The following is a 24,955-nucleotide window of genomic DNA, read 5'->3' on the forward strand; positions in this document are numbered from 1 at the left end:
CATGGGGCTCGCCTACGGTGGGGTGATTCTCGTCACGAAGCTGTCCGACGAGGACCTCCCCGTCACCGGGCCCGAGCCGAAGTCGAGGGTGCCGACGAGCCGCCCCCACAGGACGACATCTCGCAGCCCCACGCTTCCCACGCGCATCGCGGATTGATTGCCGACGTCGCCGAAGGCGCGACCCCAGCGCGTCTCTCCATCGCGGCCCAGCTTCGCCACGAAGATGTCCTCGCCGCCCGCGCTCGTCAGAAGCCCTTCGCCGAAGTCGATGGATGTGCTGAACGAGCCCGTCACGACCACGTTCCCCGCGAAGTCGACGTCCACGTCATAGCCCCAGTCGAAGCCCGGGCCGCCGAAGCTCCGGCTCCAGCGATGGTGGCCCTCGCCATCCAGCGAGACGACGAACACATCGCCGTCGCCGCTCGAGAGGGGACCTCCTCCGTGGTCCACCGTGCCGATGAACGCGCCCGTCGCCACGACGTTGCCCGACGGGTCCGCGGCCAGCCGCCAGAAGGTCTGGTTTCTCAGCGGGCCGAAGCTCTTTGCCCAGAGGGGCTCGCCATGGGCGTCCAGCTTCAGCACGTAGACGTTGAAGCCCGGTACGGAGAGCCAGGGCACGCCATGGATCGACAGCGTGTCCACATAGCCGCTGCTGATGAAGAGGTTGCCCTCCGCGTCCACCGCCAGCGAGGCGAGGGTGCTCACGGGACCCGCCTCGTAGAGGTTGTTCCACACGGGCGCTCCGCTGCTTCCCGCGAGCCGCACGACGAACTGGTTCAAGAGCCCCTTCGCCGGAATCGGCCCGTCGCCGTAGTCGACGGAGCCCGCGAAGTAGCCGCTCACGTACACGTCTCCGTCGGATGCCACAGCGAGCGTGCCCGTCTGCTGTTGCCCACCATCTCCGAAGCACCGGCTCCAGACATGCTCGCCGGAGGCCGCGAACTTCGCCACGAAGGCGCGGGGGTAGCCGGGCTCGCCACGGCAGGGCAGCGGGCCTCCTCCAAAGTCCAGCAAGCCCCAGTAGTCACCCGTGATGACCAGGTTGCCCTCCGAGTCGACGGTGATGCCCGTGGCCTGTTGGTAGTTCTCGTCGCCAAATCGCCGGCTCCATAAGCGTTGCCCCTGTGGGTCGAACCGCGCGACGAGAATGTCCGAGTTCGCCGTGCCCACGAGCGCGGTGTGGCCATCCGGTTGAACCGCCAGGTCTCCAAACCCGTCGACCCCGCCATGGGTCGCGGTCCATTCGCGGCGATTGAGCTCGAGAGGCTGCATCCGTGCGAGAGGCTCCGCCGGCGTGGCCACTTCCGCCCCAGTGCCGCCATCGCATGCCGCCACCAGGGCCACGAGCCACAGGGCGGATGAAAGCCTGAATATCGAGTTCATGCGGACAGGCTAGAAAGGCCCATCCGTCGGATACAAGGCGCACGGGCCGCTCATGTCGGAGTGGTGGCGCCTGCTCTCGCGGCTGTCGTGTACGAGGACTTCTCGTGACCTGATCGGGACGCCGGAGCGGAACCCGCGCACGAGCGCCGTTCATGGTCGCCGACGCACTGGCGCGCGGTGGACTCCTGAAACGGGCCGGTGACGGGGAGGGGCTCGTCCTGGAGGGGGTCGGGATGAAAAGATGGGGCAGCCCATGGCCTTGCCCTCACCGCATGCCTCGCCCGAGGAAGAGGCGTCTCCCCTGGCGCCGTCTCCCGAGTCCCTGACGCTGCTGAGCATCCCGGGGGACTCACCCGAGGCCACGGACTCCTACTGGCTGACCCACGTCTACCAGGGGGACCGACTGCCGCAGTTCACCGCGCGCTCCGTACTGCTGGGCGCGGGCATCGGCGTCATCACCTGTGCCACCAACCTCTACGTCGGACTCAAGACCGGACTCGCCTTCGGTGTCGCCATCACCGCAGCGTTGCTCGCACATGCATCGCATGGGCTCCTGCGCCGCCTCACCCCGGGCCTCGCTGGCGCGCCCCTGTCTCCGCTGGAGACGTGCAATGCGCAGACGGTGGCCTCCGCGGCCGGCTATGCCACGGGCGGCGCGCTCGTCTCCGTGCAGGGCGCCTGGCTCATCGTCACCGGCCAGCATCCCTCCGGTCCGACACTCCTCGCGTGGACCTTCTTCCTGTCCGCGCTCGGGGTCCTCTTCGCCGTGCCCTTCAAGCGGCAGCTCGTCGACCATGAGCAGCTTCCCTTCGCCTCCGGCACCGCCGCCGCCACCACCATTCGCGCGCTGCATTCGACGGGGGCTGAAGCGACGCCTCGATTGCGTCTGCTCGGACTGGGAGGCCTGCTCTCAGGGCTCGTCACCGTGGTCCGTGATGGACTGGGACGGCTTCCTCTCTCGATTCCATTTCCGGGCTCGTGGGGTGGCTTGCCCCTGGAGCGGCTTGGCTTCGGGCTGGAGGTGAGCTTGTTGCCCATTGGCGCGGGCGCGCTGCTCGGGCCTCGCACCACGGCGTCGCTCCTGTTGGGCGCGCTGCTGATTCACGGAGTCGTGGCGCCGCGCGTGTTCGCCTCCGGGCTCGTGTCCGTGGAGAAAGGGAACTTCCTCGAGTGGAGCCTGTGGCCTGGCGCCGCCATGCTCGCCACCGCGTCCTTGCTCCATTTCCTGCTCGAAGGCCGTGTCCTCCGGCGGGCCTTCCGCGGATTGTTCTCCCGCCGCACCTCTCCACCGCATCCCGTGGACGCGCTCCAGGTGCCGCACAGGTGGCTCCTCGCGGGCCTCTGCGTGGTGACGCCCGCGACCCTGCTCGTGGCACATCGAGGCTTCGGTGTTCCGCTCGCGCACGCGGCGCTCGCCATCGCGCTGTCGTTCGTCTTGTGCCTCATCTCCTGTCGTGTCACCGGCGAGACGGATGCCACTCCGGTGGGCGCGCTCAGCCAGGTGACCCAGCTCACCTACGGCGTCCTGCTGCCGCACAACATCCACGCCAACCTCGCGACCGCGGGCATCACCGTCAACTCGGCGTCCTCGGCCGCGGACCTCCTCACGGACCTGAAGACAGGGCACCTGCTGGGTGCGCATCCCCGACGCCTGTTCCTCGCGCAGCTGCTTGGCTCGGTGGTGGGAGCGCTCGCGGTGGTGCCGCTGTTCTTCCTGCTCGTGCCAGACCGTGAGGCACTCGGAGGCGAGCGCTTCCCCGCACCCGCTGCGTTCATCACGGCGAGCGTCGCGCGGGTCCTGTCCTCGGGGTTGGGAAACCTGGAGCCCGCGACCCGCGCGGCCGTGGGCTGGGCCGCGCTCGCCGCCGTCGTGCTCGTCCTCGCGGAGAGGCTGCTCCCCCAGCGTGCCCGGCGCTGGGTGCCCTCGCCCCTGGGCATGGGGCTCGCGTGTCTGTTGGCACCCTCGTACTCGCTGAGTCTCTTCCTTGGCGGGCTTGTTTCCGCCTTGGTGGGATACGTGAAATCCACGACAGCGGAGGGACGCGTGGCGACGCTGGCTGCGGGGACCATCGCGGGCGAGGGACTGGTCGGCGTTGCCATCGTCCTGCTGCAAACGCTCTGGTAGCGTCACGTTCCACCGATGCGCTGCCCGAACTGCTACCGCCGCCTTTTGCCGGGCGCGGCCTGCCCCGTGCACGGCTCGCGAGATGCTGGCGGCCCTGCCAACGAAGGACTGCCGCTCGCGGACGTTCCTGGCGTGCGCGTCGCCGCGCCCCTGGGCAGCGGTGGCTTCTCGCAGGTCTTCACCGCGTATCGGGACTCGGATGGTCGCGAGGTGGCCCTGAAGCTGGGCCATGGACCTCACCACGAGCGCTTTGCTCGCGAGGCCACCGCCCTGCGCCGCGTGGGGCCTCCCACCGTGCCGGAGTTGCTCGAGCACGGCGTGGCTCGCGGGCGTCCCTTCCTGGTGATGGAACACCTGCATGGCCAGACGCTCGCCGCGTGGATGGCCGCGCTGCCCGGCACCGGTACAGCGTCGCTTGCGCATGTCCGGGAGATGCTCCGTGGGTTGTGCTCGGCGCTGGAGCGAACGCATGCCGCGGGCGTCGCGCACCGGGACCTCAAGCCGGAGAACGTCTTCCTGCGCGAAGGTGGCGCGCTCAGCCTGCTCGACCTGGGCCTGGCGCGTTTCTATGACGTCGAGGGCGACGACCTGGCGGACGAGCTTCCTCCGGGCGTGACCCCCGCGGGACAGCGGCTGGGCACGCCGCTCTACATGGCTCCAGAGCAGTGTCTCGATGCCCGGCTCGCCAGCACGTCGGCCGACATCTACTCGCTGGGAGTCCTCCTCTTCGAGTTGCTCACGGGCGCGCCCCCCTTCGTCGGCAGCCCAGAGCAGATCCGCCACGGCCACGTCAGCTTGAGACCGCCCCGTGTCTCGGAGCGTTGCGCGCTTCCTCCCGCGCTCGATGAGGTGCTGCGCACGTGTCTGGCCAAGTCCCCGACGGAGCGCTTCGCCCGGGCGCCCGACGTGCTCGCCGCCTTCGATGCGGCCTGTCACGTCGCGGTCTCACCGAGCGTCGTCCAGCCCGGCGAAGTCCCCTCCGCCTCGGCGCTCCAGGTCGTCGGCTCGGGAGTCCGGCACGTGGCGCTGCTGGGCCTGCATGCCTCGCTGTCCGTGGATGCGGTGCTGGCCGCCATCGAACCGCAAGGAGGCGTCATCGCGCGTGTGAAGCGCGGTGGCTATGTCATCGCCTTCGCCGAGTCGCTCACCGCCGAAGCGAACGTCCGCGCCGGCGCGCTCACCGCGCGGCGACTGGTGGAAGAGGGCGAGTCCTCGGCGGTCCTCCACCTCGCGGAGCTGCATGTCCTCGTGGGGACCTCCACGCTGCGGATGGCGGGGCCCGCCCTCGACGCGACGGGCGACTGGTGGCCCACGGACTGGGTGCCGGGCGAGACACGTGTCACCGCCGCCGCGGCCGCGCGACTGGAGCCAGGGGCCACCGAGGCGGTGGCTTCCTCGGAGGCGAGCGTCGTCGAGTCCACGCCCATCGGCGGACGACTGCGGTTGCTCGACAGCGGTGCCTCCAGCTCCGTGTCGGAGCCGCCTCCGCTCGTGGGGCGCGAGCCGTTGGTCGACCTGCTCGTCCAGGAGGCCACGCGCAGCCTCACCCTCGGCGTACCCGGTTTCTCGGTCCTCACCGGTGACGTGGGGCAAGGCAAGTCGCGGGTCATCGAGGCGCTCGCGACACGGTTGGAGGCCGAGGGCCGTGCCCAGGTCTTCCGCCTGCGCGCGGCGGCTCCGGACGTCTCGGCTCCGGAGGCATTGCTGGACGTGCTGCGAGCCTCTGTCGGCGAGGGTGCATCGCCGCTCCCCGAGACTCCTCGCTCCGGACCCATTCCACTCGCCGATGCGCGCCACGCCGCCGCGCGCTGGCTCGCCGAGGCGCTCCGACACCGCGCGCGCGAGACGCCTCGCGTGTTGTTGCTGGATGACGCCCACCTGGCAGACCCCACCAGCCTGGATGCGCTGGAAGTGGCCACGCTGGCTGGCGCGTCCGCCCCCCTTTGGGTCTGCGTGGTGGCTCGACCCGCGCTGCTCGGGCTGCGTCCTCACCTGGGTGAGCGCAGCGCGCACGCGTCGCGGCATGTCCTGCCGCCCCTACCGCCCGAGGCCAGTCGCGCCTTGCTCCTGCACCTGCTTCGTCCGGCGGAGCATGTCCCCGAGCCCGTGCTGGCGCGCCTGGAGCAACTGGCCCAGGGCGTGCCCCTGTCCCTGGTGGAGCTGGCGGTCGCACTGAGGACCGCCGGGGCGCTGCGTGCCGCGCCGGGCGGGGGTTGGTACATCGCCCCGGACGCGCTGCTGGACGTGTCGGTGACGCCGTTGTTTCAGCGCCTTGCTACCCGCGTGCTCGCGGGACTGCCCGAGGCCCATGGCGTGCTGGCGCGTCTGTGCGCGGTGCTGGGCTCCGAGCTGGATGTCACGCGCGTGGACGCGGCCCTGCGGTACCTGGAACCGCGCGACGAACAGGTGGGTGTGGCCACGTCGCTGGACGCGGGCGCGGGCTTGCAGCGACTCGCTCGCGCTGGACTGCTGCGACCCATGGGCCTGGGGCGCTTCGCCTTCCGTCATCCGCTTCTGCGCGAGGCGCTCGAAGCGCTCCTTCCTCCCGCGACGCGCCGTGCGCTGCATGCCGCCGCGCGCCAGGCCACCTCGGGCAACTCGCCCGCGGAGCGCCGTCGTCGCGCGCACCATGCCGCGGCCTGTGGCGCGCACGAGGAAGCCGCCATCGCCTTCCTGGTGCTGGCCGAAGAGGCGCGTCGCGCGCACCAGTCGGTGGAGGCGGAGCAGCACTTCACGCGCGCCCTCTCCCTGCTGCTGGAGGAAGACACGGGGCGCCGGGCACTCGCGCTGGCCGGACGCGGCCGTGTGCGGCATCGCCTGCAGCGCTTCCATGAAGGGCTTGGAGACCTGGCTGCGGCGCGAGTCCTCGCGGAGGGCCGCGGCGACATGGCCCTGTCGTTGGACCTGCTGCTGGAGGAGGCCACCGCGCGCGACTGGATGGAGGACGTGGATGGCTCGACGGCGTGCGCGCGCGAGGCGCTGGAGCGAATCGAACACCTCGATGACCCGCGCCTGTCCCTGCGCTGCTCGCTGGCCCGGGGCCGTCTGCACGTGCGTCAGGGAGAGTGGGGCCCGGCGGCGCGCATCCTCTCGTCCGTCGTCGAGGGCGCCGAGGGCGCGCGCGAGCATGAGACGCTCGTCGTCGCCCTGGCCATGCTGGGCTCCGCGCTGACCTTCCTCCAGCGCACGGAGGAAGCCGCCGCTCGTTTCGAGGAGGCCGTGTCGCGCTGCGAGGCCGCCGGCGATGCGCTGCACCTGGCCGCCACCCTCATCAACCGCGTGTTGTTGTGGCTGGGGCAGGGCGATGTGACGCGAATGGAAGGAGACCTGCGCCGCGCCATGGGCCTGGGCCGCGAGCTGGGCCACGCCCAGGTGGAGCGCTGGTCCACCTTCAACCTCGCGGAGGTGCTCTACATGCAAGGGCGATTGGCGGAGGCCCTGCCGCTGGCGCGACGCTCGCACGAGTTGGGGGTTCGCTTCTTCCTCGAGCACCCGGTGCCCCTGGATGCGTTGCTGCTCGCGCGCATCGGCGCCGCGCTGGGCGACCTGGGAGAGGCGTCCCGACAACTGCGCTGGATTGAGTCCCATTGTCCGCCGGCGTCCCTGCCTCCCACCGCGGTCATGCGTCGGTTGGTGGAGCTCCAGGTGCGCGAGGCCGAGGCCGGTGCGGGCTCACATGAGTCCCGGGCCTGGCATGCCCTGGAGGAAGAGGCGCGAGAGCTGGCCTCCCCCGACGAGAAGGCGGAGCTGCTCCTCCAGGCCGCGCACTCCGCCTTCGCCGCCCGCAAGCTGGCGGAGGGCCTCATCTGGTTGGCCCAGGCCGAGAGCGCCGTGTCAGCCGCGCCCCTGTGGCGCCCCCGGCTCGTCGCCCTCCAGGACGTAGCGAGGCGGGTGTAGCGCGAGCCGCTACAAAGCCGCGCGGACGTGACCTTCCGCGCTACAGCGGACGACCTGCCAGGGCGGCTTCGAGACGGCAAGGTGACCGGCGGCGCGCTGGCCTGGAGCGTGCTTCTGTAGGGGGTATTTCGCCAATTCCGTGTTTTTCACTGGAGGAGCGTCCATGGGTGTCACTGTCCGTCGCCCCCCGTCGGGAATCGTGTCCGTGCTGTGCCTGGTCCTGGCCGGCTGTGGTGGAGGAGGAAGTGGGCCCACCACCCCTCCAGCACCCGAGGTCGGAGAGAGCCAGGCGGAGATTCGCATCGCCAACTCCCTGTCCACCGACGCGCTCGTCCTCAATGCCATCGGCACCAACCCCGAAGCCAACGGGCTGCTGGCGACGACGAGGCTGGTGGACCTCTTCAGCCCGCTGGGTGGAGACCCGCGCATCCTCAAGCAGCTGCATGACCCGGACGCGCAGAAGTTCATGGAGTACCTGGTGAGCTGCGCGCTGGGGCCCAACCAGACGCTCTGGTACTACAACCCCCGAGGTTCGAACCCGGGCCCCCGCGTGTGGGGTGGCAAGGCGGGCCTGTGCACGCAGTGGCTCACGTCGGCTCCCTCGCAGGCGTGTCTCAACCGGGTCTCCGCGTGCCTCCTGTCGCGCAACAACGCGCTGGGCCGCCGAGTGGAGTTGTCCATCCGGGGCGAGGTGCCGGGAGACCCGAGCATCTTCTACCTGGAGGCCGTGACGAAGCCCGCCGAGTACGAGCCGACCACGGCCGTGAAGCTCGACAGCTTCGCCCTGTGTACCGGGAGCGAGACGGGCGCCCAGCGCGACTGTGGCTGGACGGCCGACGGCATCGGCGCATGTATCCCGGGGTCGACGGTGTCGTTGGGCGCGGGGGGAGTTGTCTCGTGCCCCGGTCCGGCGGTGGGGTCCAGCTCGGGTGCCCAGATGGTGTTGCGCGTCTGCTCGGGAGTCGTCGGCTGCGATTCGGCCCGCACCACCAATCTGGGCGAAGGGGACTCGAGCTGCGCTGGCTCGGAACCCATTGTCACCTTCACCTGCCCCGCGGAGGGCTACTACAGCGTGATGACGGCGCCGTGGGACAGCGACGACGCGGGCACCGCGAGCGTGGACGTGTCAGCTGACTCGCCCGCGCGCTATGCGCTGTCCGAGTCGCAAGTGTTCGCGGTGCGCGAGGGCGCCTTCTACGGCAACGTCTTCGACCCGAAGGCCCTGGCCACCAAGGTGTCCGTGGAGGAGGTGCAGGTCGGTGGCGAGCGACCGCGTTTCGTCGTGGTCGGCGACGACGCCATCATCGAAGGTGCCATCTACAGGAAGATGTACTCCTGCTACGACCCTTCCTGGGGCGACGGCGCGGCGTACTCCTCGCATCGCGTCTGCGCGCTCCCCAACGCTGGCGCCAACTGCGCGGCCACCGTCGCGGGGCCGTGCTGGGGCTCCGCCGTGAAGCCGTCCCTGCCAGGCAGGTGCGAGGTGAATGACGGCCCGCAGGTGCCCGGAGACGGCGACTACGAGCGGTGCAAGGACCCCTACGGGAACATCTGGAAGGAGCCGGTGACCACGTTCCTCCATGACCCGTGTGGGCCCGTGAGCGATGACCAAACGGGCAAGCTGTGCGGCCGCACGGTGCGACCGCGCAAGGAGCGCTAGTCGATGACGACGGGAGGCGTGGAGTCGCTCTATGGCGAGGAGCTGCGGCCAGGAGCCCTGGTGGGTCGTTGGGTGGTGGAGCGCGTCCACTACCGAGGCCCGGTCTCCACCCTCTATCGTGCTCGGGACGTGGGAGGCGGAGGCGCCTCGGCGCTGAAGGTCCTCCAGTCGTCGGCGCTGACGACGGACACCGCGCTGCGCCGCTTCCGTCGCGAGGCGGCCACGCTCCAGCGGCTGAGTCATCCGCACATCGTCGGTGTGCACGACTATGGCGAGCTCCCGGATGGCAGGCCCTTCATCGCCATGGAGTGGCTGGAGGGCAGGGACCTGGCCGCGGAGCTGGCGGCGCGGGGTCCTCTGTCCTCACGTGAGGCGCTGGAGGTGCTGGAGCAGGTGGGCGCCGCGCTGCGGGTGGCCCATTCCGCGGGCGTGGTGCACCGGGACCTCAAGGCGCAGAACGTGATGAAGCTGTCCGGGAGCGGCGAGTCTCTCGTGGTGAAGCTGGTGGACTTCGGCGTGGCGAAGGGGCTGACGGCGGACTCGCCCGGTGCTTCTTCGCTCACCCATACCGGCGTGGCCCTGGGCACGCCGCTGTCCATGGCGCCGGAGCAGATTCGCGGTGAGGCGCCCGATGCCCGCACGGACCTGTACGCGCTGGGCGTGCTGCTGTTCCAGCTCGTCACCGGACAGCCTCCCTTCCAGGGCGCCACCCGGCATGAAGTCGAGGAGCAGCACCTGCACGCGCCCCCTCCGAGGCCCGGCGAGCGAGCCCCGGTGCCCGAGGCGCTGGACGACGTGGTGCTGCGCTGTCTGGCCAAGAATCGCGAGGACCGCTACCCGGACGTCGTCGTGCTGCTGGAGGACCTGCGGCGCGCGGTGGGAGGAGAGAAGCCGCGCGAGGCCCAGGGCCACGCGGTGGCGCTCTACGCGGAAGCGCGACTGTCGCGGGCCCCCGACTCCGCGCTGCTGGAGCGGATGGACTCCCTGCTGGAGCGGACCGGCGCGGTGGCTCGGGAGGCGGGGCTCGAGGTGCGACTGGAGGGGAGCGGCTGCCTCATGGCGCTGGCGGCTCTGCCCGATGACGCCATCTCCGAGCGCGCCGTGCGTGAGCGTGTGCTCGCGGCGGCCCTGTCGCTGCTGGAGGGCGCGCGCGACTCCCGCGATGCGGACGGCGTGCCCGTGGAGCTGGCCATCACCGTCCACGTGGACCGCCTTCCCAGTTCAGAGGGACGCGGGAGCGCGGACGGCAGCCTGCTGCACCTTCCCGGCTGGGTCGCGGACTTCCAGGACGCGGGGCTGGTGGCCACCGGGGCGGCGCTGCGGGACTTGGAGTCGGGCTTCCTCGCCGCGCCGTTGCCGGGCGGCGGAGCCATCTGGTCCCGCGTCACCGGCCGACGCTGACGCTCACGGCTTGATGCCGTGGCGGCGCAGCAGTCGGTAGAGATGCACCCGGTCCATGCCCGCGGTGACGGCGGCCTGGGCCACCTTGCCCTGGTGCTTCTCCAGCAGCGCACGCAGATAGCGCCGCTCGAAGTCGTCCACCGCGCGGCGGCGCTGGTCCGCGTAGGGCAGGCTGGGGTCCACCTCCATGGGGTTGCCCGAGCGCGACTCGTCCTCGGTCAGCTCCACGGCTTCCTCGAAGACGAGGCAGCGCTCCAGGTAGTTGCGCAGCTCGCGCACGTTGCCGGGCCACGCCGCGTAGCGCAGGCGCGCCAGGAAGTCCGGCGTGCGCAGCGAGGCCGTGCGCTCCCGGTCCGCGCCCAGCGAGCCGAGGATGCCCTCCACCAGCAGGGGCAGGTCCTCCGGACGCTGACGCAGCGGGGGCAGGGGGATGCGCAGCACCGCGAGCCGGAAGAAGAGGTCCGAGCGGAAGCGTCCCGCGTTGACCTCCGCGCGCAAGTCACGGTGCGTGGCCGCCATCAACCGCACGTCCACCGGCTGGTACGTGTTGCTGCCGACGCGGCGAATCTCCCGGTTCTCCAGCACGCGCAGCAGCTTGGGCTGCAGCTCCGCGGGCAGCTCGCCAATCTCGTCGAGGAAGACGGTGCCGCCAATGGCCTCCTCGAAGACGCCCGCGCGGCGATGGACGGCGCCGGTGAAGGCGCCCTTCTCGTGGCCGAACAGCTCGCTCTCCAGGAGGTGCGCGGGGATGGCGCCGCAGTCCACCACGAGGAAGGGCCCGTCCTTGCGGCGGCCCGCGTCGTGGATGGCCTGCGCGGCCTGGCTCTTGCCCGTGCCCGTCTCGCCCTCCAGCAGCACCGTGACGTCGCGAGACGCGGCGCGCTCCATCATCGCGAAGCACACGCGCATGGCCACTGAGGCGCCCACGAGCGTCCCGAAGCGCGTGCTCTCCGACACCGGCAGCCGGTTGTTCTCCGCGCTGAAGTCGAACCGCAGCACCACGCGGCCCAACCTCAAGAGGGAGCCGCTGCGCAGCACGCCCTCCATCACCTGGACGCCATCCAGGATGACGCCGTTGAGGCTGTCCAGGTCCCTCACCTGGGGGCCCTTGGGGCCGATGCGAATCTCGCAGTGGAAGCGCGACACGGTGGAGTCATCCACCGCGAAGTCGTTGAGCGGGTGCGAGCCCACCGAGCAGGTGTCCGCCGTGGACTCCCACGTGCTGCCGGAGTTGGTGCCTTCCACCACCGTCAGGCGGAAGCGGCGCACCGTCGACGCGTCATAGGCACGGCGCCCTTGCTCATAGGGCAGCGTCACGTGCAGCGCTTCGTCTCCTGAGTCCCGGGCCTCCAGCTTCCAGAGCGAATCGTTCTGCACGTCTGGAGTTAAGGGGGTTGTGCGGGCCCGGTCGGAAGCAGACATGAGCTTCAGGATAACATGGCCGCGTGACGCCGAGTCTTCGCTCATCCATCTCCGCCTGCCTGGCAGGACTCCGGGGAACGCCCTCGCGGAGACCCGGCGCGGCGAGACACCGGCCGGGCTCCGCGCCCCCCACTCCGCCCCCCGGCCCCCCTGCGACACAGAGCTCACGGCCGTGGTGGGTTGCTCCCGACCGTGTGGCGAGCCTGGGCACTGCAGCGGGTGTGCCGCCATACCCGCTCCCTGGGTTGTCCGGCGCCCACCGACGGACGGAGTGACTTGTAGCGCTACAAATCCCGGTCGCCTGTAGCGCGGAGGGTTACAGCCAGGCCCGGTCCGCGCGTCGATGACCGTCATCGATGGGCTCGATTGGGCTCATCCGTCCCCCGTCGCTAGGTACGTGATGCCGCCACCCCGCACCGCGAGGAGGGCGAGATCGCATCCCCGCACCCGGGGATGCCCAGCAAAGGAGAGCACCATGTTCAAGAAACTCATCCAGGTCCTTGTCCTCGCGAGCGCGGGGTGGAGCGCGGCAGTGGTCGCCGCGCCGCCCCAGGGCACTCCCGTCGCGCGGGGGCTGTCGAGCCGCGAGGCCATCCAGGACTGGAAGAAGCAGCACGGCAACTGGGGGCGCTGGGGCCAGGAGGATCAGCTCGGCACCGCGAACCTCATCACTCCAGCCAAGCGCAAGGAGGCCGCGAAGCTCGTTCGCGACGGTGTGTCCGTCTCGCTGGCGCACACCCTGGAGACCCGGCAGGCCGCGGACGTCCCCTCACCGCTGGAGCGCCAGATGCTCTTCCACGGCGAGGCCCCCGAGTCCACGTACAGCGCGGACCACCTGGGCATCGGTTTCCATGGTTGGTCCCACACGCACCTCGACGCGCTCTGCCACGTCTTTGACGAGGGCCGGACGTACAACGGCTACCCGCAGTCGAAGGTCGATTCGAAGGGCTGCTCGGTGCTCTCGGTGAACGAGGTGCGCGACGGGCTGCTCACGCGCGGAGTCCTCATCGACATGGCCGCGTTCAAGGGCGTGCCGTACCTGGAGCCCGGGACGCCCATCCACGCGGCGGACCTGGAGGCGTGGGAGCGCAAGACGAAGGTGAAGGTGTCGAGCGGTGACGCCATCATCGTCCGCACGGGGCGCTGGGCCCGCCGCGCGGCGGTCGGGCCTTGGGACGTGTCCTCGAAGTCACCGGGACTTCATGCGTCCAGCGTGGAGTGGCTCGCGGCGCGCGGGGTCTCCATCGTGGCGACAGACGTCGGCCTGGACGTGCTGCCCTCCGGGGTGGAGGGCGTCGTGATGCCCGTGCACGTGCTGCTCATCAACACGCTGGGCGTCCACGTCATCGACAACGCGGACCCGGAGGCCCTGGCGAAGGCGGCGGCGGCTCGCGGACGCTACGACTTCCTCCTCAGCGTCGCGCCCCTGGCCATCGAGGGCGGGACGGGCTCGCCCGTCAATCCCATCGCGACCTTCTGACGGGAGCGCTTCGGGGGCGGGGGCGTCCGCGCCGCCACCCGGGTGGCGGTGTTGTCCTCGCCGCTCGACGTGGCGGCGAGGAACATCGCCTCGCGCAGCCAGCGGTGGCCCGGGTCGGAGTCGCGCGAGGCATGCCAGCGCATCACGATGCTGTCCGCGGTCAATGCCAGGGGTGGCGGGCTCACGCTCAGGCCAAAGGCCTTCGCGCTCGCCAGCGCCGAGCGCCGGGGCAACAGGCCGAGCAGCCGCGCACCGCGCAAGAGGTGGGGCACGCTGAGCGCGTGGGTCGTCTGAACGGCCACGCGGCGGCGCAGGCGGAGCTTGGCGAGCGCGTCATCCACCGCGTCGCTGGAGTCCGCCCGTCGCGACACGCGGACATGCGGAATGGCGAGGAAGTCTTCCATGGACAGCTGCGTGTCCACGCGCACGACGCTCGGGTCGAACACGACCAGATAGCCCCCGGCGCAGAACAGCCGCAGCTTGTGATGGGGGGCCTGCTCCATGGGTGGACCCACGAGCAGGTCCAACGAGCCGTCATCCAGCATCGCCAGCCCCCGCGCTTCCTGGAGCGGAGAGAGGGAGAGGGTGACGCCCGGGGCCTGCTCCGCGACGAGCGCGAGGAACGGCGGCACCAGCGAGGACTCGAGTCCGTCGGACAGGCTCACGCGGAAGTGGCGCTCCTGCGTGGCGGGGTCGAAGGGGCGCTGGGTGAGCACGGCCTGGAGGCACGCGAGCGCATTGCGCACGGGCTCCGCGAGCGCCTGCGCATGGGGCGTGGGGACGACGCCCGTGGGCGCGCGGGTGAAGAGCTCGTCGCCGAGCAGCTCGCGCAGACGGGCCAGGTGGTGGCTCATCGCGGGCTGGCCCAGTCCGACGCGGTGGGCGGCCCGGGTGACGTGGCGCTCGCGCATGAGGGCGTCGAACGCCACCAGGAGATTCAGGTCCAGTCGGGAGAGATGCGCGTGGTCGATGGGCTGCATGGCTTCGCGTCTCCTTGCCAGCCGCAGGGATAACGCAAAGCCGGCGCGGATGCCCGGGAGACGTGGCGCTAGAACGCCAGGTTGAGCTGCAGGGTGATGAGCTGGGAGGTGCCCGCGTCCTTGGGGATGACGACGGAGGCGGCTTCCGCTCCGGCGGCGGCCTCCTGGTGGGCCAGCTGGTAGCGCAGCTTGAAGGCGAGGTGGGGGGCGTTGACGAACCAGCCCAGCTGCGCTTCCGCGATGTAGAGCAGGTCGTCGTCCAGATCGAAGCTCGGGTTGAGGAAGCTCAGCCGCACGGCCGCGTCGAGCACCTTCTTGTAGAAGACATAGTCGGCCTGAACCCATGCGCCAAAGCTGGAGAAGTTTTGCGAAGCGTCCTGCGGGTCCGTCCGGCTGTAGTACAACTCGCCGAAGAAGCTGAACCTGCGCGCCTGGATGAAGAGGTCCACGCCGCCGGTGATGAAGCGCCGGTCGCCTTCACGGAGGATCTGGAAGACACCGGACTCCGGGTTGAAGTTCTCCTTCACCTGCGTCACCTCGCCGCCCGCGCCCTGCAGGGTGAAGGACACGTTGAGCGGAGGCGGCTCCTTGTCTCCCGACATGATGTACGGCAGCTCGCCGTAGCCCGGCTTGCCCATGGGCGAGAACGTCGCGCGTGCGTTGAACTGGTACTTGCCGGGCTCGGAGCGGATGGAGCGCAGCGGCGAGCCGCCGAAGATGCCCACGTAGTACTCCAGGTGCTCCATCGTCCCGAAGATGGTCACGCCCTTGTCGCGGCCCGTCCAGTAGTAGTTGGCGATGGTGGAGAACTCGGGGAAGAGGATCTGCTGCGGTCCCCAGGACTCGTGCCGGCTGAGGGGCGTGTACTGCTGCCCCGCGCGGACGCCCACCTCGTCGATGGGCTGGATCTCCACCAGCGAGTCGAGCAGGTAGATGGGCGGATCCGCCAGCTCCAGCGACGTCCAGAAGCGAATCCACGGCCGGTAGATGTTGCCGCGAAGGATGGGGCGGAGGAACGAGAAGGCCGTGCGTGACTCCGCCTTGCCATCCAGGAAGACGGGCTCGAGCTTGTAGCCCGCCTGCAGGCCGATGCCGAGCAGGTAGTTCCCATCCTCCGACTGGATGTGGAAGCCGTTCTTCTCGTCGTAGCCCCCGGTGAGCGACGGCTTCTTGTCGTCGTCCTTCTCTTCATCCTCCGCGTGGCCCACGGCCGGTACGAGGAGTCCAGTGCCCATCGCGACGACGGCCGTCGCCACTCGCATCCAACGCATACCCTGTTCCCCCGAATGAGCGCTGCCCGCGCCTGTGCTCTCACGCGAACCCGAGCGGCACTCTGAGCACGCGACGGGGGGAAGGAAGCGTCACGGCGCGCGCGCTATCGCGGAGCGAACGACCGGGCCGCTTCCGCGATGGCTGACGGACAGCGGCCTCGTTCTCGAGGGTGGGGACTCGTGAACAGGCATCGGGAGGCGACGCGTGAAGCGGGCGCTGAAGTCCCGCCGCGGAACGAGGGGGGCATGTTCACTGAGGCGTGCCCGCCCCGGACGCGAAGGGCCCCTCCCATCCGGCGGGAGAGGCCCTTGCGTGTGGACCTGGGAGCGTGGCTACGGCGAGGGACGCGTCTTCTTGGGCTCGTCGCGCCCGGCACCGCCGGTGCCCTGCTGGCTGGCCGCTCCGGGCGTGGCGGCGTAGAGATTGTCCCCCAGCGAGTTGACGACCTGGCTGATGGCCCGCTGCGAGCGCACGCTGTTGCCCGCCTTGTCGAGCGGCGGCGAGAAGGCGGCGATGGCATAGCGACCGGGAACGACGGCGACGATGCCCCCGCCCACGCCGCTCTTGGCGGGGACGCCCGCCTGATAGAGCCACTCGCCGGTGCTCTCATACAGGCCGTTGGTCGCCATCAGCGCCAGCGTGCGGCGCGCCGTGTCCGGGCTGACGACCTTCTTGCCAGTGACGGGATTGGTGCCACCGTTGGCCAGCGTGGCGCCCATGGTGGCGAGCTGCGTGGCCGTGACGTTGACGGAGCACTGCCGCGTGTAGAGGTCGAGTGCCTGCTCCCGGGGGGAGCCAAGCACCTTGTATGAGTCCAGCAGCGCGGAGATGGACTGGTTGCGGGTGTTGGTCTCCGTCTCCGACTTGTAGACCTCCTGGTTCACCGGGAGGTCCGCGCCCGCGAAGTCGTTGAAGTTGTCGCTGAGCTTCTTCCAGCGGGCTTCGGGCGTTGCCGCCGGAATCATGCTCACGGAGGTGATGGCGCCCGCGTTGACCAGCGGATTGCCGGCGCGGTGGTCCTCGTTCATCTCGATGGCGACGATGGAGTTGAAGGGCTGCCCCGTGGCATCCACGCCAATCTTGTCCTCGACCTTCTTGGCGCCCACCTCGTCCATCAGCCGCGCCAGGGTGAAGGGTTTGGAGAGGGATTCGATGGGGAAGGGCGAGGTGGCATCGCCCACCGTGTAGACCTTGCCCTCCACGGTGACGAGCGCGAGGCCGAAGAGGTTGGGGTTCACCGTGGCGAGGTACGGGATGTAGTCCGCGTTCTTGCCTTCCTTGGTGCCGCGGAACTGCTGGTGGGCTTTCTGGAGCGCCTGCTGAATCTCCGTCTCCGTGGGCATCGCCTCGTCGCCCTGGGAGGGGCGTGCGGCCGTGGAGGCGGTGTCCGACGGCTTCGTGGCCGCCTTGGGACTCTCGGCGAGCGCGATGCCTGGCCCCGCGAGGGCCATGAGGCACATGCAGAACAACCAGCTACTTCGACAACGGAGTGCGAGCTTCATGTCATCTCCTTCCAAGGACAAGGGCGCTTACGAGCGGACACATGACGCCCGGCTTTGGTGGTTGAGGAGTGAGGCCTCGGGGGACGCGCGGCAACTTCGAGAGCACCCGAGCAGGAGAGCCCCCGCGCCCATGCGTCCACGCGTGAGGCCAACGCCCCTCCCCGCCGTCCGGGCTTTGCCGTGGACGTGTGACGGCTACCTTGTCCGACGTCGTGCCGCACGGCGCTCCGCCGGTGCCCGTCGACAAAAAGGAAGGAGCGCCATGGCGGAGCCCATGACCTCGCTGGAGTCCGGAGTCCAATCCCACCTGCTGTCCGCGGTCTTGAATCCCGAGCAGGTCCGACTGGACGTATGGAACCGCTTGCGGGAGGAGATGTCCCGGCTGGAGGCGCGGTATTCGGAGGGACAGGTGTCCTCCGACGAGCGCGTGGCGCAACTGCTGTCGCTCTTCGCGGAGGTCCACCCCATCGAGCGGCTCTTCGTGTTTCCGGGCGAGGCGCGCCTGCTGCGCCTGGCGGAGATGGCGCGCCGACATGACGTGGAGGAGCTGGCCGAAGAAGTTCGGCGGCTGGTGGGGTTGTTGAGCCGTCACAGGGACCGCGCCTGCCTGGTGTCGGAAGTGGATGGCGAACGGTCCGGGGCGGTGGGGGAGCTGGGGCCGGAGGGCTCGCACTACTTCACCACGCTGGTGGTGGATGACATGGAGGCCGAGGACTTCGCGCGAGTCCATCGCGGCATGGTGGATGCGCAGCGCGGGGAGCGGCAGTTCATCTACGAGCTGCTCCAGGTCCGCTCGGTGGAGGACGCGCTGGTGGCGGTGCTCGTCAATGACGACGTGCAGGCCTGCGTCGTCCGGCAGGACCTGCCCCTGCGCTCACGCTCGCCGGTGAAGCAGCTGCGCTCCACGCTGGAGCCCATCCTGGCGGAGGCGGAGCGGAGGGGTGAAGCGGCGAGCCTCGTGGTGGCGCGCTGGGTGCGCCAGCTGCGCCCGCATCTCAACATCTACCTGATCACCGACGAGTCGCTGGTGAGCCGGGAGCTGCACACCGAGCGCCTCTTCGACCGCGTCTTCTACCGGTACGAGTCCGCGCATGAGCTGAACGTCACCGTGGTGGATGGCGTGCGCGAGCGCTACCGGACGCCGTTCTTCGATGCGCTCAAGCACTATGCCTCGCGGCCCATCGGCAACTTCCACGCGCTGCCGATTGCCCGGGGACACTCCGTCTACAACTCGCGCTGGCTGCGGGACATGGGGGAGTTCTACGGCCCCAACCTGTTCATGGCGGAGTCGTCCTCCACGGCGGGCGGCCTGGATTCGCTGCTGGATCCCACCGGCTCCATCAAGGAAGCGCAGGAGAAGGCGGCGCAGACGTTCGGCGCGCAGCACACCTTCTTCGTCACCAACGGCACGTCGACGGCGAACAAGATCGTCCACCAGACGTTGCTCCAGCCGGGTGACGTGGTGCTCATCGACCGCAACTGTCACAAGTCCCATCACTACGGACTGGTGCTGGCGGGGGCGCAGCCTTTGTACCTGGATGCGTATCCGGTGCGTGAGTACGCCATGTACGGCGGCGTGGCGTTGAGCACGCTGAAGGCGAAGCTGCTGGAGCTGAAGTCGGCGGGGCGGTTGGACAAGGTGAAGCTGGTGGTGCTCACCAACTGCACGTTCGACGGGCTCGTGTATCACCCGGAGCGGGTGATGGAGGAACTGCTCGCCATCAAGCCGGACCTGTCCTTCCTCTGGGACGAGGCGTGGTTCGCCTACGCCACCTTCATGCCGTTGGCGCGCCAGCGTACGGCGATGGCCGCGGCGAAGCGCCTGGCGGAGAAGCTGCGCAGCCGCTCCTATCGCGAGGAGTATCGGGCGTGGCGCGCGCGCCGGGGGGATGGGGACCCCGCGGCGGGGGCTCGGGCGATGGAGGAGCGCCTGATGGCGGATCCGGACAAGGTGCGGGTGCGCGTGTACGCCACCCAGTCCACGCACAAGTCGCTGTCCGCCTTCCGGCAGGGCTCCATGCTCCATGTCTGGGATGAGGACTTCGAGCGGCGCGCGTCGGCGGCGCTCACGGAGGCGTACTACACGCACATCACCACGTCTCCGAACCATCAAATCGTGGCGTCGTTGGATTTGTCGCGGCGGCAGGTGAACCTGGAGGGCTTCGCGATGGTGAAGGAGGCGTTCCAGCTCGCGATGCGGACGCGGGAGCGCCTGCGGGAGGACCCGTTGCTACATCGCTACCTGCGGCTGTTGGACGCGGAGCAGGTGGTGCCGGAGGTGTTCCGCAAGTCGGGGTTGAATCGCTACGTGGGCCCGGGCTCGGCGGGAGTGGATGACATGAGGCGGGCGTGGAGCCAGGACGAGTTCGTGCTGGACCCCACGCGCATGACGCTCTTCACCGCGCTCACGGGGCGCAATGGCTTCGAGTTCCGGAGCAAGGTGTTGATGGACCGGCTGGGCATCCAGGTGAACCACACGTCCATCAACACGGTGTTGCTGAACGCGACGATTGGCGTCACGTGGGGTTCGCTGTCCTTCCTGTTGGATGGGCTGCGGCACGAGGTGGAGCGACTGGAGTTGGCGTTGTCCCAGTCGACAGGGGTGGAGCGCCGGTTGTTCGACGCGAAGGTGCGGTCCATCACCGACGAGCTGCCGCCACTGCCGGACTTCAGTGGCTTCCATCCTGCCTTCCAGCCGTCAGGGGGCGTGGGGGAGGGAGACCTCCGCGCCGCGTTCTTCCTGGCGTACGGCGAGGAGAACTGCGAGTTCGTGCCCTTGACGGAGGCGGGCGCGGCGCTGGAGTCGGGGCGTCCGTTGGTGTCCACGCGCTTCGTGGTGCCGTATCCGCCGGGCTTCCCCATTCTGGTGCCGGGGCAGGAGGTGAGCCCGGGCATCGTGGAGTTCATGCGGAAGCTCGACGTGAAGGAGGTCCACGGCTACCAGCCGGAGCTGGGCCTGAGCGTCTTCACGGAGTCGGCACTGGAGCGCGTGGCGAGCGGCGGCGCGCGAGAGCTTCCAGCGCCACGGGCCCGAGGCACGCGTCATGCGCCAGGGAAAGGCCCGGTGCCCGCGCCGCACTGAGCAGCCGACACCGACGTCGCGCGACCCCATGAGGGGCTCCATTCCTGCCAGAGGTGGGTGCTGGAGCCTCATCTCGTGCGTCGGACACGCGTGTTGGTTCCTCCCGGGGTCCTCTTGGTTTCAGAAGAGAGGGCCATCTCGGAGGAAGCGATGAGGCCAGGTCTGGGAGGAAGCCTGCTGGTGGGGCTTTTGATGGTGGGCTGTGCGACGTCGCGGGTCGTTCACCTGGATACGGGGCAGGGGAGCCCCATCGCGTACACCCCACGGCAGCGTGTCGGCCCCGTCGAGGTTGACAGCGGCGAATTCAAGAGGGCGATGGCTCAGCTCATCCTGGACCTGCGCTTCTCGTTGCGGTCCACGGAGGCGACACGTTCGAGACTTCAACTCGTGTCGTGGGACGAGAGGACATGGGGCGCAGAGCGTGGTGGAGGGTGCACCAGCCAGTCCGTGCCAGACGAGTGCCTGACGCTTCTGGGAGATGGCTTCAGCCTCCTTGATGCAGCTTCGCGACGGAATCTGGCGTTGTCCTTTGCTTGGGATGGTGTGTGGTCGGGCGTCCAGGATGCGGTGAGGAACGTCGTCAACCCGCTGGCACTCAAGGCGATGATTTCGTCGGCCATGGCTGCCTATATGTTCCTGGTCTTGGCACCCGAGCCGCTGACCAAGTTCGTCGCGATCGCCCTGACAGCCTATGTCATCGCGTACATGGGCCTGGAGTCCTTCGAGAACCTCGTGGATGGATGGATGCGGCTCTCCTCGGAGGCGGAGCGAGCTGTGTCCCTTCAAGAGCTGGAGACGGCGGGAAGTCGTTTCGGAGCGGTGATGGGAACGAATGGCGCGCGAGTCCTCATCCTCGCGCTGACAATGGCGTTGGGTGGCGGGGCCGCGAACATCGCGACGAAGGGGCCCCTGCTGCCGGGATTCGCTCGTGCGACGTTGGCGATCGAAGCCAACGCGGGAGTGCAACTCTCCGCCGCGTTGGGAGGTGGGGTTCGTTCTATCTCGTGGGCGCCAGGAGTCCTCACGGTGGGCCTCGCCCCGACCGCGGTGGCCGCCACAGCGATGGGGGCCACCACTGGCGAAAGCGCCGGTGCATCCGTCACGGAGAGTCGACCGGAGTTGAAGCACGTCTTCAACGGAGTGAGGAACGCACCGGGCTTTCCGGCCAACTTCAAGGCTGTCCAGAATGGCACCACGCGAAACCGCGTCGACAACAAGGACCTGCTTGAGAAGTTGCGAGAAATCGAGCCCGGTGATTGGGTCAAAGTCTATAAGGACGGCTGGGTCGGTACGGACAAGGTGTCACTCCACTACTTTGAAAGCGCGTCGGGGAAGGTGTTCAACTTCAAGATGAAGCCTGGTTGGAGCAATCAATGAGTGAGTCCTCGTCAACTCGCGGGGCTTCGCTGGAGGACGTGTCGCTGCGCGCGGAAGGCGGCGATGAGGCACAGCGACTGGTGGCGATTGCCGCCCTGGGCATGTGTCACGCGCTGGCCTCGGGTGTGGTCACCGCTGCCTATGCATGTCAGCAGCTCTTGGGTCCTGCGCTCCTGGCCCGGCTGGAGACTCCCGGTGTCCATCCGGAGCTTCGTCGTGCCATCCACCTGGCGACCGAACTCGAGGACGTCGCCGACCTTGTGCCCGACAAACTGCACGTCTCCATCACGGAGATTGAGAACAAACTGCTGGCCGTGCTGTCCAGCCTCGCTTCCGCCGAAGTCACTGGCGCGAAGTGGCTGGTGAAACGGCCCGTGCCCGCGCCGCACTGAGGCGCGTACTCAGGCATGCCACGTGAGTGAGGAGTCCACCCTCGTCACGGCGGGGAGTGAGAAGAAGAACGTGGTGCCGAGGCCCGGCTGGCTTTCCACCCAGACGCGGCCACCATGGGCCTCGGTGATTCCCCTGACAATGGTGAGCCCCAGTCCGGCACCTTCCTTGTGCCGGCTCTTCGCCTGCCAGAAGGGCTCGAAGAGGTGGGTCAGGTCGTCGACCGGAATCCCGGAACCTGTATCGCTCACCGAGCAGCGAACCATGTCCCCCCACGGCTCCGCGCGCAGCGTGACGAACCCTCCCATCGGCGTGAACTTGAGGGCGTTGCCAATCAGGTTGGAGAAGAGCTGCAGCACCCGGTCCTTGTCGACGAACACCTCCGATACCTGGGGCGCGACATCGAGCTGGAGGTGGACGGAGCGGGCGTCGGCGAGCGCGCGGTGTTGATCCAGCGCCTCCTGGAGCAACGCCGCCGTCGACTCCGGCCGTCGGTCCACCGTGAGCTGTCCTCCTTGCATCCGCGCTACGTCCAGCAGGTCCTCGATGAGCGTGGTGGCGCGGATGACCGCCTTCTGGATGGAGTTCAGCGGCCGAGCGTCCGCGAGCCGCTCCTCCGGCGAGCGCTTCATCAACGTCCCCGCGCTCAGCGCGATGACATTCAGCGGAGAGCGCAGGTCGTGCGCCACGATTCGCAGCACCTCGTCGCGAAGGAGCGTGGCCTCCTCGGACTGGGCATGCAGGCTGGCGTTGTCGATGGCGAGCGCGGCGCGGCGGGCCACCTCCTCGACCAGCGCCAGGTCTCTTGCGCCATAACGCCGCCCGGACTCGGACGTGCCCAGGGCGACCACCCCGAGCGTGTGTCCTCGCGCGCTCAAGGGCACGACGATGCAGGACTGGGGCGCGAGTCTCCGCAACATGTCCAGGTGCTGGGGCTCCTCCGACGACGCCTCCAGCAACGCCAGGGGCACTTCCTCGAGCAGCAGGGCCTTGCCTGACTTGAAGACCTCCGCCAGGAGGTGGCCTCGCCGGAAGGGCGTCTGTGGATACAGGTCGAACATCGCTTCCAGGAGCCCGGCCTTCTCCGGCGAAGCGGCAAGGGATTGCCTGCGCAATACCCTTCCACCCTCGTCGAGCAACGCGACGAGGCAGAAGTCCGCGAGCGTCGGGACGACCAGCCGCGACACCGTGGAGAGCGTCGTCTGGGGGTCCAGGGAACTGGCGAGCCGAGGCCCGGCCTCCGCGAGCAGGAGCCAGTCGCTCTCCAGTCGCTTTCGCTCGGAGATGTCCAGGACCTGCGAGATGAAGTGCAGCGGCCTGCCCCGGGAGTCCTGAACGAGGGAGGCCGTCAGCAGCGCGTCGACCAGGTGCCCCTGCTTGTGGAGATAGCGCTTCTCCAACTGGTACGACCCCTGTTCCCCGTCGAGCAACCGCTTCACCACGAGCAGGTCCTGCTCCAGGTCTTCGGGAAAGGTGAGGTCGTGGAACGTCATCTGGAGCAGCTCCTCGCGCGAATATCCAAGGATCTGGCACAGCGCCTCGTTCACGTTCAGCAATCGTCCCTCCAGACTGACCAGGCACATGCCGATGGGCGCGTGCTCGAACGCGGCGCGAAAGAGCTCCTCTCGATTCCGACGGGCCTCCTCGGCCCGCTCGCGAGCACTGATGTCCCGGAGGATGACGACGCGCTGCTTCGTTCCATCCACCCACACGTCTGCCAGGGTGGCTTCCGCCGGGAACACCTCGCCCCCCTTGCGAAGTCCGAGGAGTCGACGGCGCTCCTCGCGCGGACTCACGCTGTCTCCCAGCGGCTCTTGCAACAGCAACCCCAGGGGCTGTCCCAGCGCGTCGCTCACGCTGTAGCCGAAGATTCGCTCCGCGCCGGTATTGAAGAGGGTGATTCGCTGGTGCGCGTCGATGGTGATGATGGCGTCGGCCGCGTTGTTGACGATGCCGGAGAAGCGCGACTCCGAGTCGCGCAGCGACTTCTCCACCCCGCGCTGGCTCGCGTCCAACAGGGACAGGGCCTTCGCGTTGCGCGCCAGGATGGCCAGGAACGCGGCCACCGTGACGAGCGCGAACACGGAGGTTCCGAAAGGGGCGGAGTGAAGCCCCAGCCGCTCGCTGAACAGCCGCAGCCCCCAGACGATCAGCGGAATGAGGATGGTTGCTGGCAGCAACCTGCGCGCCATGAGACCGCCGGCGTCATCCCGGAGCAGCACGCCCATCAGCCCCTGCCGGGGATGCACGGAGAGCACGCCGAGCGCCAGCATCAGGAACAGGAGCGCCGTGTGCAACGCCATGGGTGAATAGCTCCCGAGCCTGTCGAGCCCGGGCAGGAGCGTGAGCGGAGCGTCCTCCAGGTACACGTAGCTGATGAGCGCCTGCGCGGCGATGAGCGCGACGAGCAGCGCCAGGGGCCGGGCGGGATGCCAGCCCTCCCGTGTCCTGACGTGAAGCAGCAGCAGGGCACCGCCCATCAAACAGAGGCTCAGCGCCGTCAGGGGAGAGGGGCGACCCGGCGGGCTCGGTGACAACCTGCGCAGCGTGTTCGCGAAGAGGAGGCGGTCGATGCCCAGGTCCGTTCGTGCCACGTACTGGAAGAGCACGAGCCCTCCGAGCAGGAGGACGAACAGGGCCATGGCCTGTCCGGTCGTCCGTCTGAGGCGGTTCGTCGGCTTGTCGCGCAGCAGCCAGAGCGCCATGCCCACGAGGAGCAGGCCCAGGGCCGTGTTCGGCATCATCATCCCGGCACCCGGCAGGGTCACCGCGCGGGTAAGCCGCTCGCTGGCGAGGGCCCAGCCGACCAGCGCCGTGGTCGTCACCAGGACGGCCATCAGGCACACGGCGGGGACCAGCCAGTCGAGCACCCTTTCGATTGGGTGCGGAGAGTCACTGGGGCGCGCTGCCGTCATGGGGCCGCGGTGGGTTCCGTCGCGAGGTCCGTTCAAAGGGTGCGAGCGTGGAGTTCACTCACCGCGCCC

Annotated in this window: 14 protein-coding genes; 8 read left to right on the forward strand and 6 right to left on the reverse strand. The window is 69.2% G+C overall.

What is annotated here, in order from left to right; translation table 11 throughout:
* Positions 1 to 12: 12 nt before the first annotated feature.
* Positions 13 to 1,383: a hypothetical protein gene (locus tag HUA76_RS26195; RefSeq protein WP_174462382.1), complete on the reverse strand. Its 1,371-nt coding sequence runs from the start codon at positions 1,381 to 1,383 to the stop codon at positions 13 to 15.
* Between the two features lie 253 nt (positions 1,384 to 1,636).
* On the opposite strand from HUA76_RS26195, the gene HUA76_RS26200 reads away from it, so the two are divergent.
* The 4 genes from HUA76_RS26200 to HUA76_RS26215 all read left to right on the forward strand — a co-directional run bounded on the left by HUA76_RS26200 (position 1,637) and on the right by HUA76_RS26215 (position 10,466).
* Positions 1,637 to 3,508: an OPT family oligopeptide transporter gene (locus HUA76_RS26200; RefSeq protein WP_141642636.1), complete on the forward strand. Its 1,872-nt coding sequence runs from the start codon at positions 1,637 to 1,639 to the stop codon at positions 3,506 to 3,508.
* A 15-nt stretch (positions 3,509 to 3,523) separates the two neighbouring features.
* Complete coding sequence (locus HUA76_RS26205; protein WP_174462383.1) at positions 3,524 to 7,405, forward strand: serine/threonine-protein kinase PknK; 3,882 nt, start codon at positions 3,524 to 3,526, stop codon at positions 7,403 to 7,405.
* A 163-nt stretch (positions 7,406 to 7,568) separates the two neighbouring features.
* A complete protein-coding gene (locus HUA76_RS26210) occupies positions 7,569 to 9,065 on the forward strand; it encodes a hypothetical protein (RefSeq protein ID WP_174462384.1) in 1,497 nt (498 codons plus the stop codon).
* A gap of 3 nt (positions 9,066 to 9,068) precedes the next feature.
* On the forward strand, positions 9,069 to 10,466 hold the full coding sequence (locus tag HUA76_RS26215; RefSeq protein WP_174458982.1) for a serine/threonine-protein kinase: 1,398 nt from the start codon (positions 9,069 to 9,071) through the stop codon (positions 10,464 to 10,466).
* 3 nt (positions 10,467 to 10,469) lie between these two features.
* Here HUA76_RS26215 and HUA76_RS26220 read toward each other — a convergent pair whose 3' ends face one another.
* The gene (locus tag HUA76_RS26220; protein WP_174459008.1) at positions 10,470 to 11,888 is read right to left on the reverse strand and encodes a sigma 54-interacting transcriptional regulator; all 1,419 of its coding nucleotides are present in this window, start codon (positions 11,886 to 11,888) and stop codon (positions 10,470 to 10,472) included.
* A gap of 475 nt (positions 11,889 to 12,363) precedes the next feature.
* Between HUA76_RS26220 and HUA76_RS26225 the strand changes: the two genes are divergently transcribed.
* Positions 12,364 to 13,368 carry a cyclase family protein gene (locus HUA76_RS26225; protein WP_174462385.1) on the forward strand — a complete coding sequence of 335 codons (1,005 nt, stop codon included), beginning with the start codon at positions 12,364 to 12,366 and terminating at the stop codon, positions 13,366 to 13,368.
* Here HUA76_RS26225 and HUA76_RS26230 read toward each other — a convergent pair.
* The 3 genes from HUA76_RS26230 to glsA form a co-directional block, all read right to left on the reverse strand.
* Positions 13,287 to 14,348 (reverse strand): LysR family transcriptional regulator, encoded by a 1,062-nt coding sequence (locus HUA76_RS26230; protein WP_174462386.1) that lies wholly within the window; start codon positions 14,346 to 14,348, stop codon positions 13,287 to 13,289. The two genes, HUA76_RS26225 and HUA76_RS26230, sit on opposite strands and share 82 nt — an antisense overlap.
* Positions 14,349 to 14,416: 68 nt before the next feature.
* Positions 14,417 to 15,619, reverse strand: coding sequence for a porin (locus tag HUA76_RS26235; RefSeq protein ID WP_174458985.1), 1,203 nt, complete (start codon positions 15,617 to 15,619; stop codon positions 14,417 to 14,419).
* A gap of 333 nt (positions 15,620 to 15,952) precedes the next feature.
* Positions 15,953 to 17,080 (reverse strand): glutaminase A, encoded by a 1,128-nt coding sequence (gene glsA, locus HUA76_RS26240; RefSeq protein ID WP_254614478.1) that lies wholly within the window; start codon positions 17,078 to 17,080, stop codon positions 15,953 to 15,955.
* 304 nt (positions 17,081 to 17,384) lie between these two features.
* On the opposite strand from glsA, the gene HUA76_RS26245 reads away from it, so the two are divergent.
* The 3 genes from HUA76_RS26245 (at position 17,385) to HUA76_RS26255 (ending at position 21,973) form a co-directional block, all read left to right on the forward strand.
* Complete coding sequence (locus tag HUA76_RS26245; RefSeq protein WP_217440171.1) at positions 17,385 to 20,204, forward strand: aminotransferase class I/II-fold pyridoxal phosphate-dependent enzyme; 2,820 nt, start codon at positions 17,385 to 17,387, stop codon at positions 20,202 to 20,204.
* Positions 20,205 to 20,279: 75 nt separating this feature from the next.
* Positions 20,280 to 21,581, forward strand: coding sequence for a hypothetical protein (locus HUA76_RS26250; protein WP_174458987.1), 1,302 nt, complete (start codon positions 20,280 to 20,282; stop codon positions 21,579 to 21,581).
* Entirely contained in the window at positions 21,578 to 21,973 is a 396-nt protein-coding gene (locus HUA76_RS26255) for a DUF3969 family protein (RefSeq protein WP_174458988.1), read from the forward strand. Before HUA76_RS26250 ends, HUA76_RS26255 begins: the two co-directional genes overlap by 4 nt.
* Before the next feature lie 9 nt (positions 21,974 to 21,982).
* Here the strand turns inward: HUA76_RS26255 and HUA76_RS26260 are convergent, their stop codons facing one another.
* Positions 21,983 to 24,841, reverse strand: a complete 2,859-nt coding sequence (locus HUA76_RS26260) for a PAS domain S-box protein (protein ID WP_371823524.1) — start codon at positions 24,839 to 24,841, stop codon at positions 21,983 to 21,985.
* Positions 24,842 to 24,955 lie beyond the last annotated feature (114 nt).

Origin of the sequence: Myxococcus sp. CA056 (assembly GCF_013336715.1) — a bacterium.
Classification (GTDB): domain Bacteria; phylum Myxococcota; class Myxococcia; order Myxococcales; family Myxococcaceae; genus Myxococcus; species Myxococcus llanfairpwllgwyngyllgogerychwyrndrobwllllantysiliogogogochensis.

What these genes read in the sequence shown, in the direction of transcription:
- HUA76_RS26215 (WP_174458982.1), top strand. Translation starts at nt 9,069, where the DNA reads ATGACGACGGGAGGCGTGGAGTCGCTCTATGGCGAGGAGCTGCGGCCA.
- HUA76_RS26245 (WP_217440171.1), top strand. Translation starts at nt 17,385, where the DNA reads ATGGCGGAGCCCATGACCTCGCTGGAGTCCGGAGTCCAATCCCACCTG.
- HUA76_RS26230 (WP_174462386.1), bottom strand. Translation starts at nt 14,348, where the DNA reads ATGCAGCCCATCGACCACGCGCATCTCTCCCGACTGGACCTGAATCTC.
- HUA76_RS26200 (WP_141642636.1), top strand. Translation starts at nt 1,637, where the DNA reads ATGGCCTTGCCCTCACCGCATGCCTCGCCCGAGGAAGAGGCGTCTCCC.
- HUA76_RS26235 (WP_174458985.1), bottom strand. Translation starts at nt 15,619, where the DNA reads ATGCGTTGGATGCGAGTGGCGACGGCCGTCGTCGCGATGGGCACTGGA.
- glsA (WP_254614478.1), bottom strand. Translation starts at nt 17,080, where the DNA reads ATGTGCCTCATGGCCCTCGCGGGGCCAGGCATCGCGCTCGCCGAGAGT.
- HUA76_RS26205 (WP_174462383.1), top strand. Translation starts at nt 3,524, where the DNA reads ATGCGCTGCCCGAACTGCTACCGCCGCCTTTTGCCGGGCGCGGCCTGC.
- HUA76_RS26210 (WP_174462384.1), top strand. Translation starts at nt 7,569, where the DNA reads ATGGGTGTCACTGTCCGTCGCCCCCCGTCGGGAATCGTGTCCGTGCTG.
- HUA76_RS26195 (WP_174462382.1), bottom strand. Translation starts at nt 1,383, where the DNA reads ATGAACTCGATATTCAGGCTTTCATCCGCCCTGTGGCTCGTGGCCCTG.
- HUA76_RS26225 (WP_174462385.1), top strand. Translation starts at nt 12,364, where the DNA reads ATGTTCAAGAAACTCATCCAGGTCCTTGTCCTCGCGAGCGCGGGGTGG.
- HUA76_RS26220 (WP_174459008.1), bottom strand. Translation starts at nt 11,888, where the DNA reads ATGTCTGCTTCCGACCGGGCCCGCACAACCCCCTTAACTCCAGACGTG.
- HUA76_RS26255 (WP_174458988.1), top strand. Translation starts at nt 21,578, where the DNA reads ATGAGTGAGTCCTCGTCAACTCGCGGGGCTTCGCTGGAGGACGTGTCG.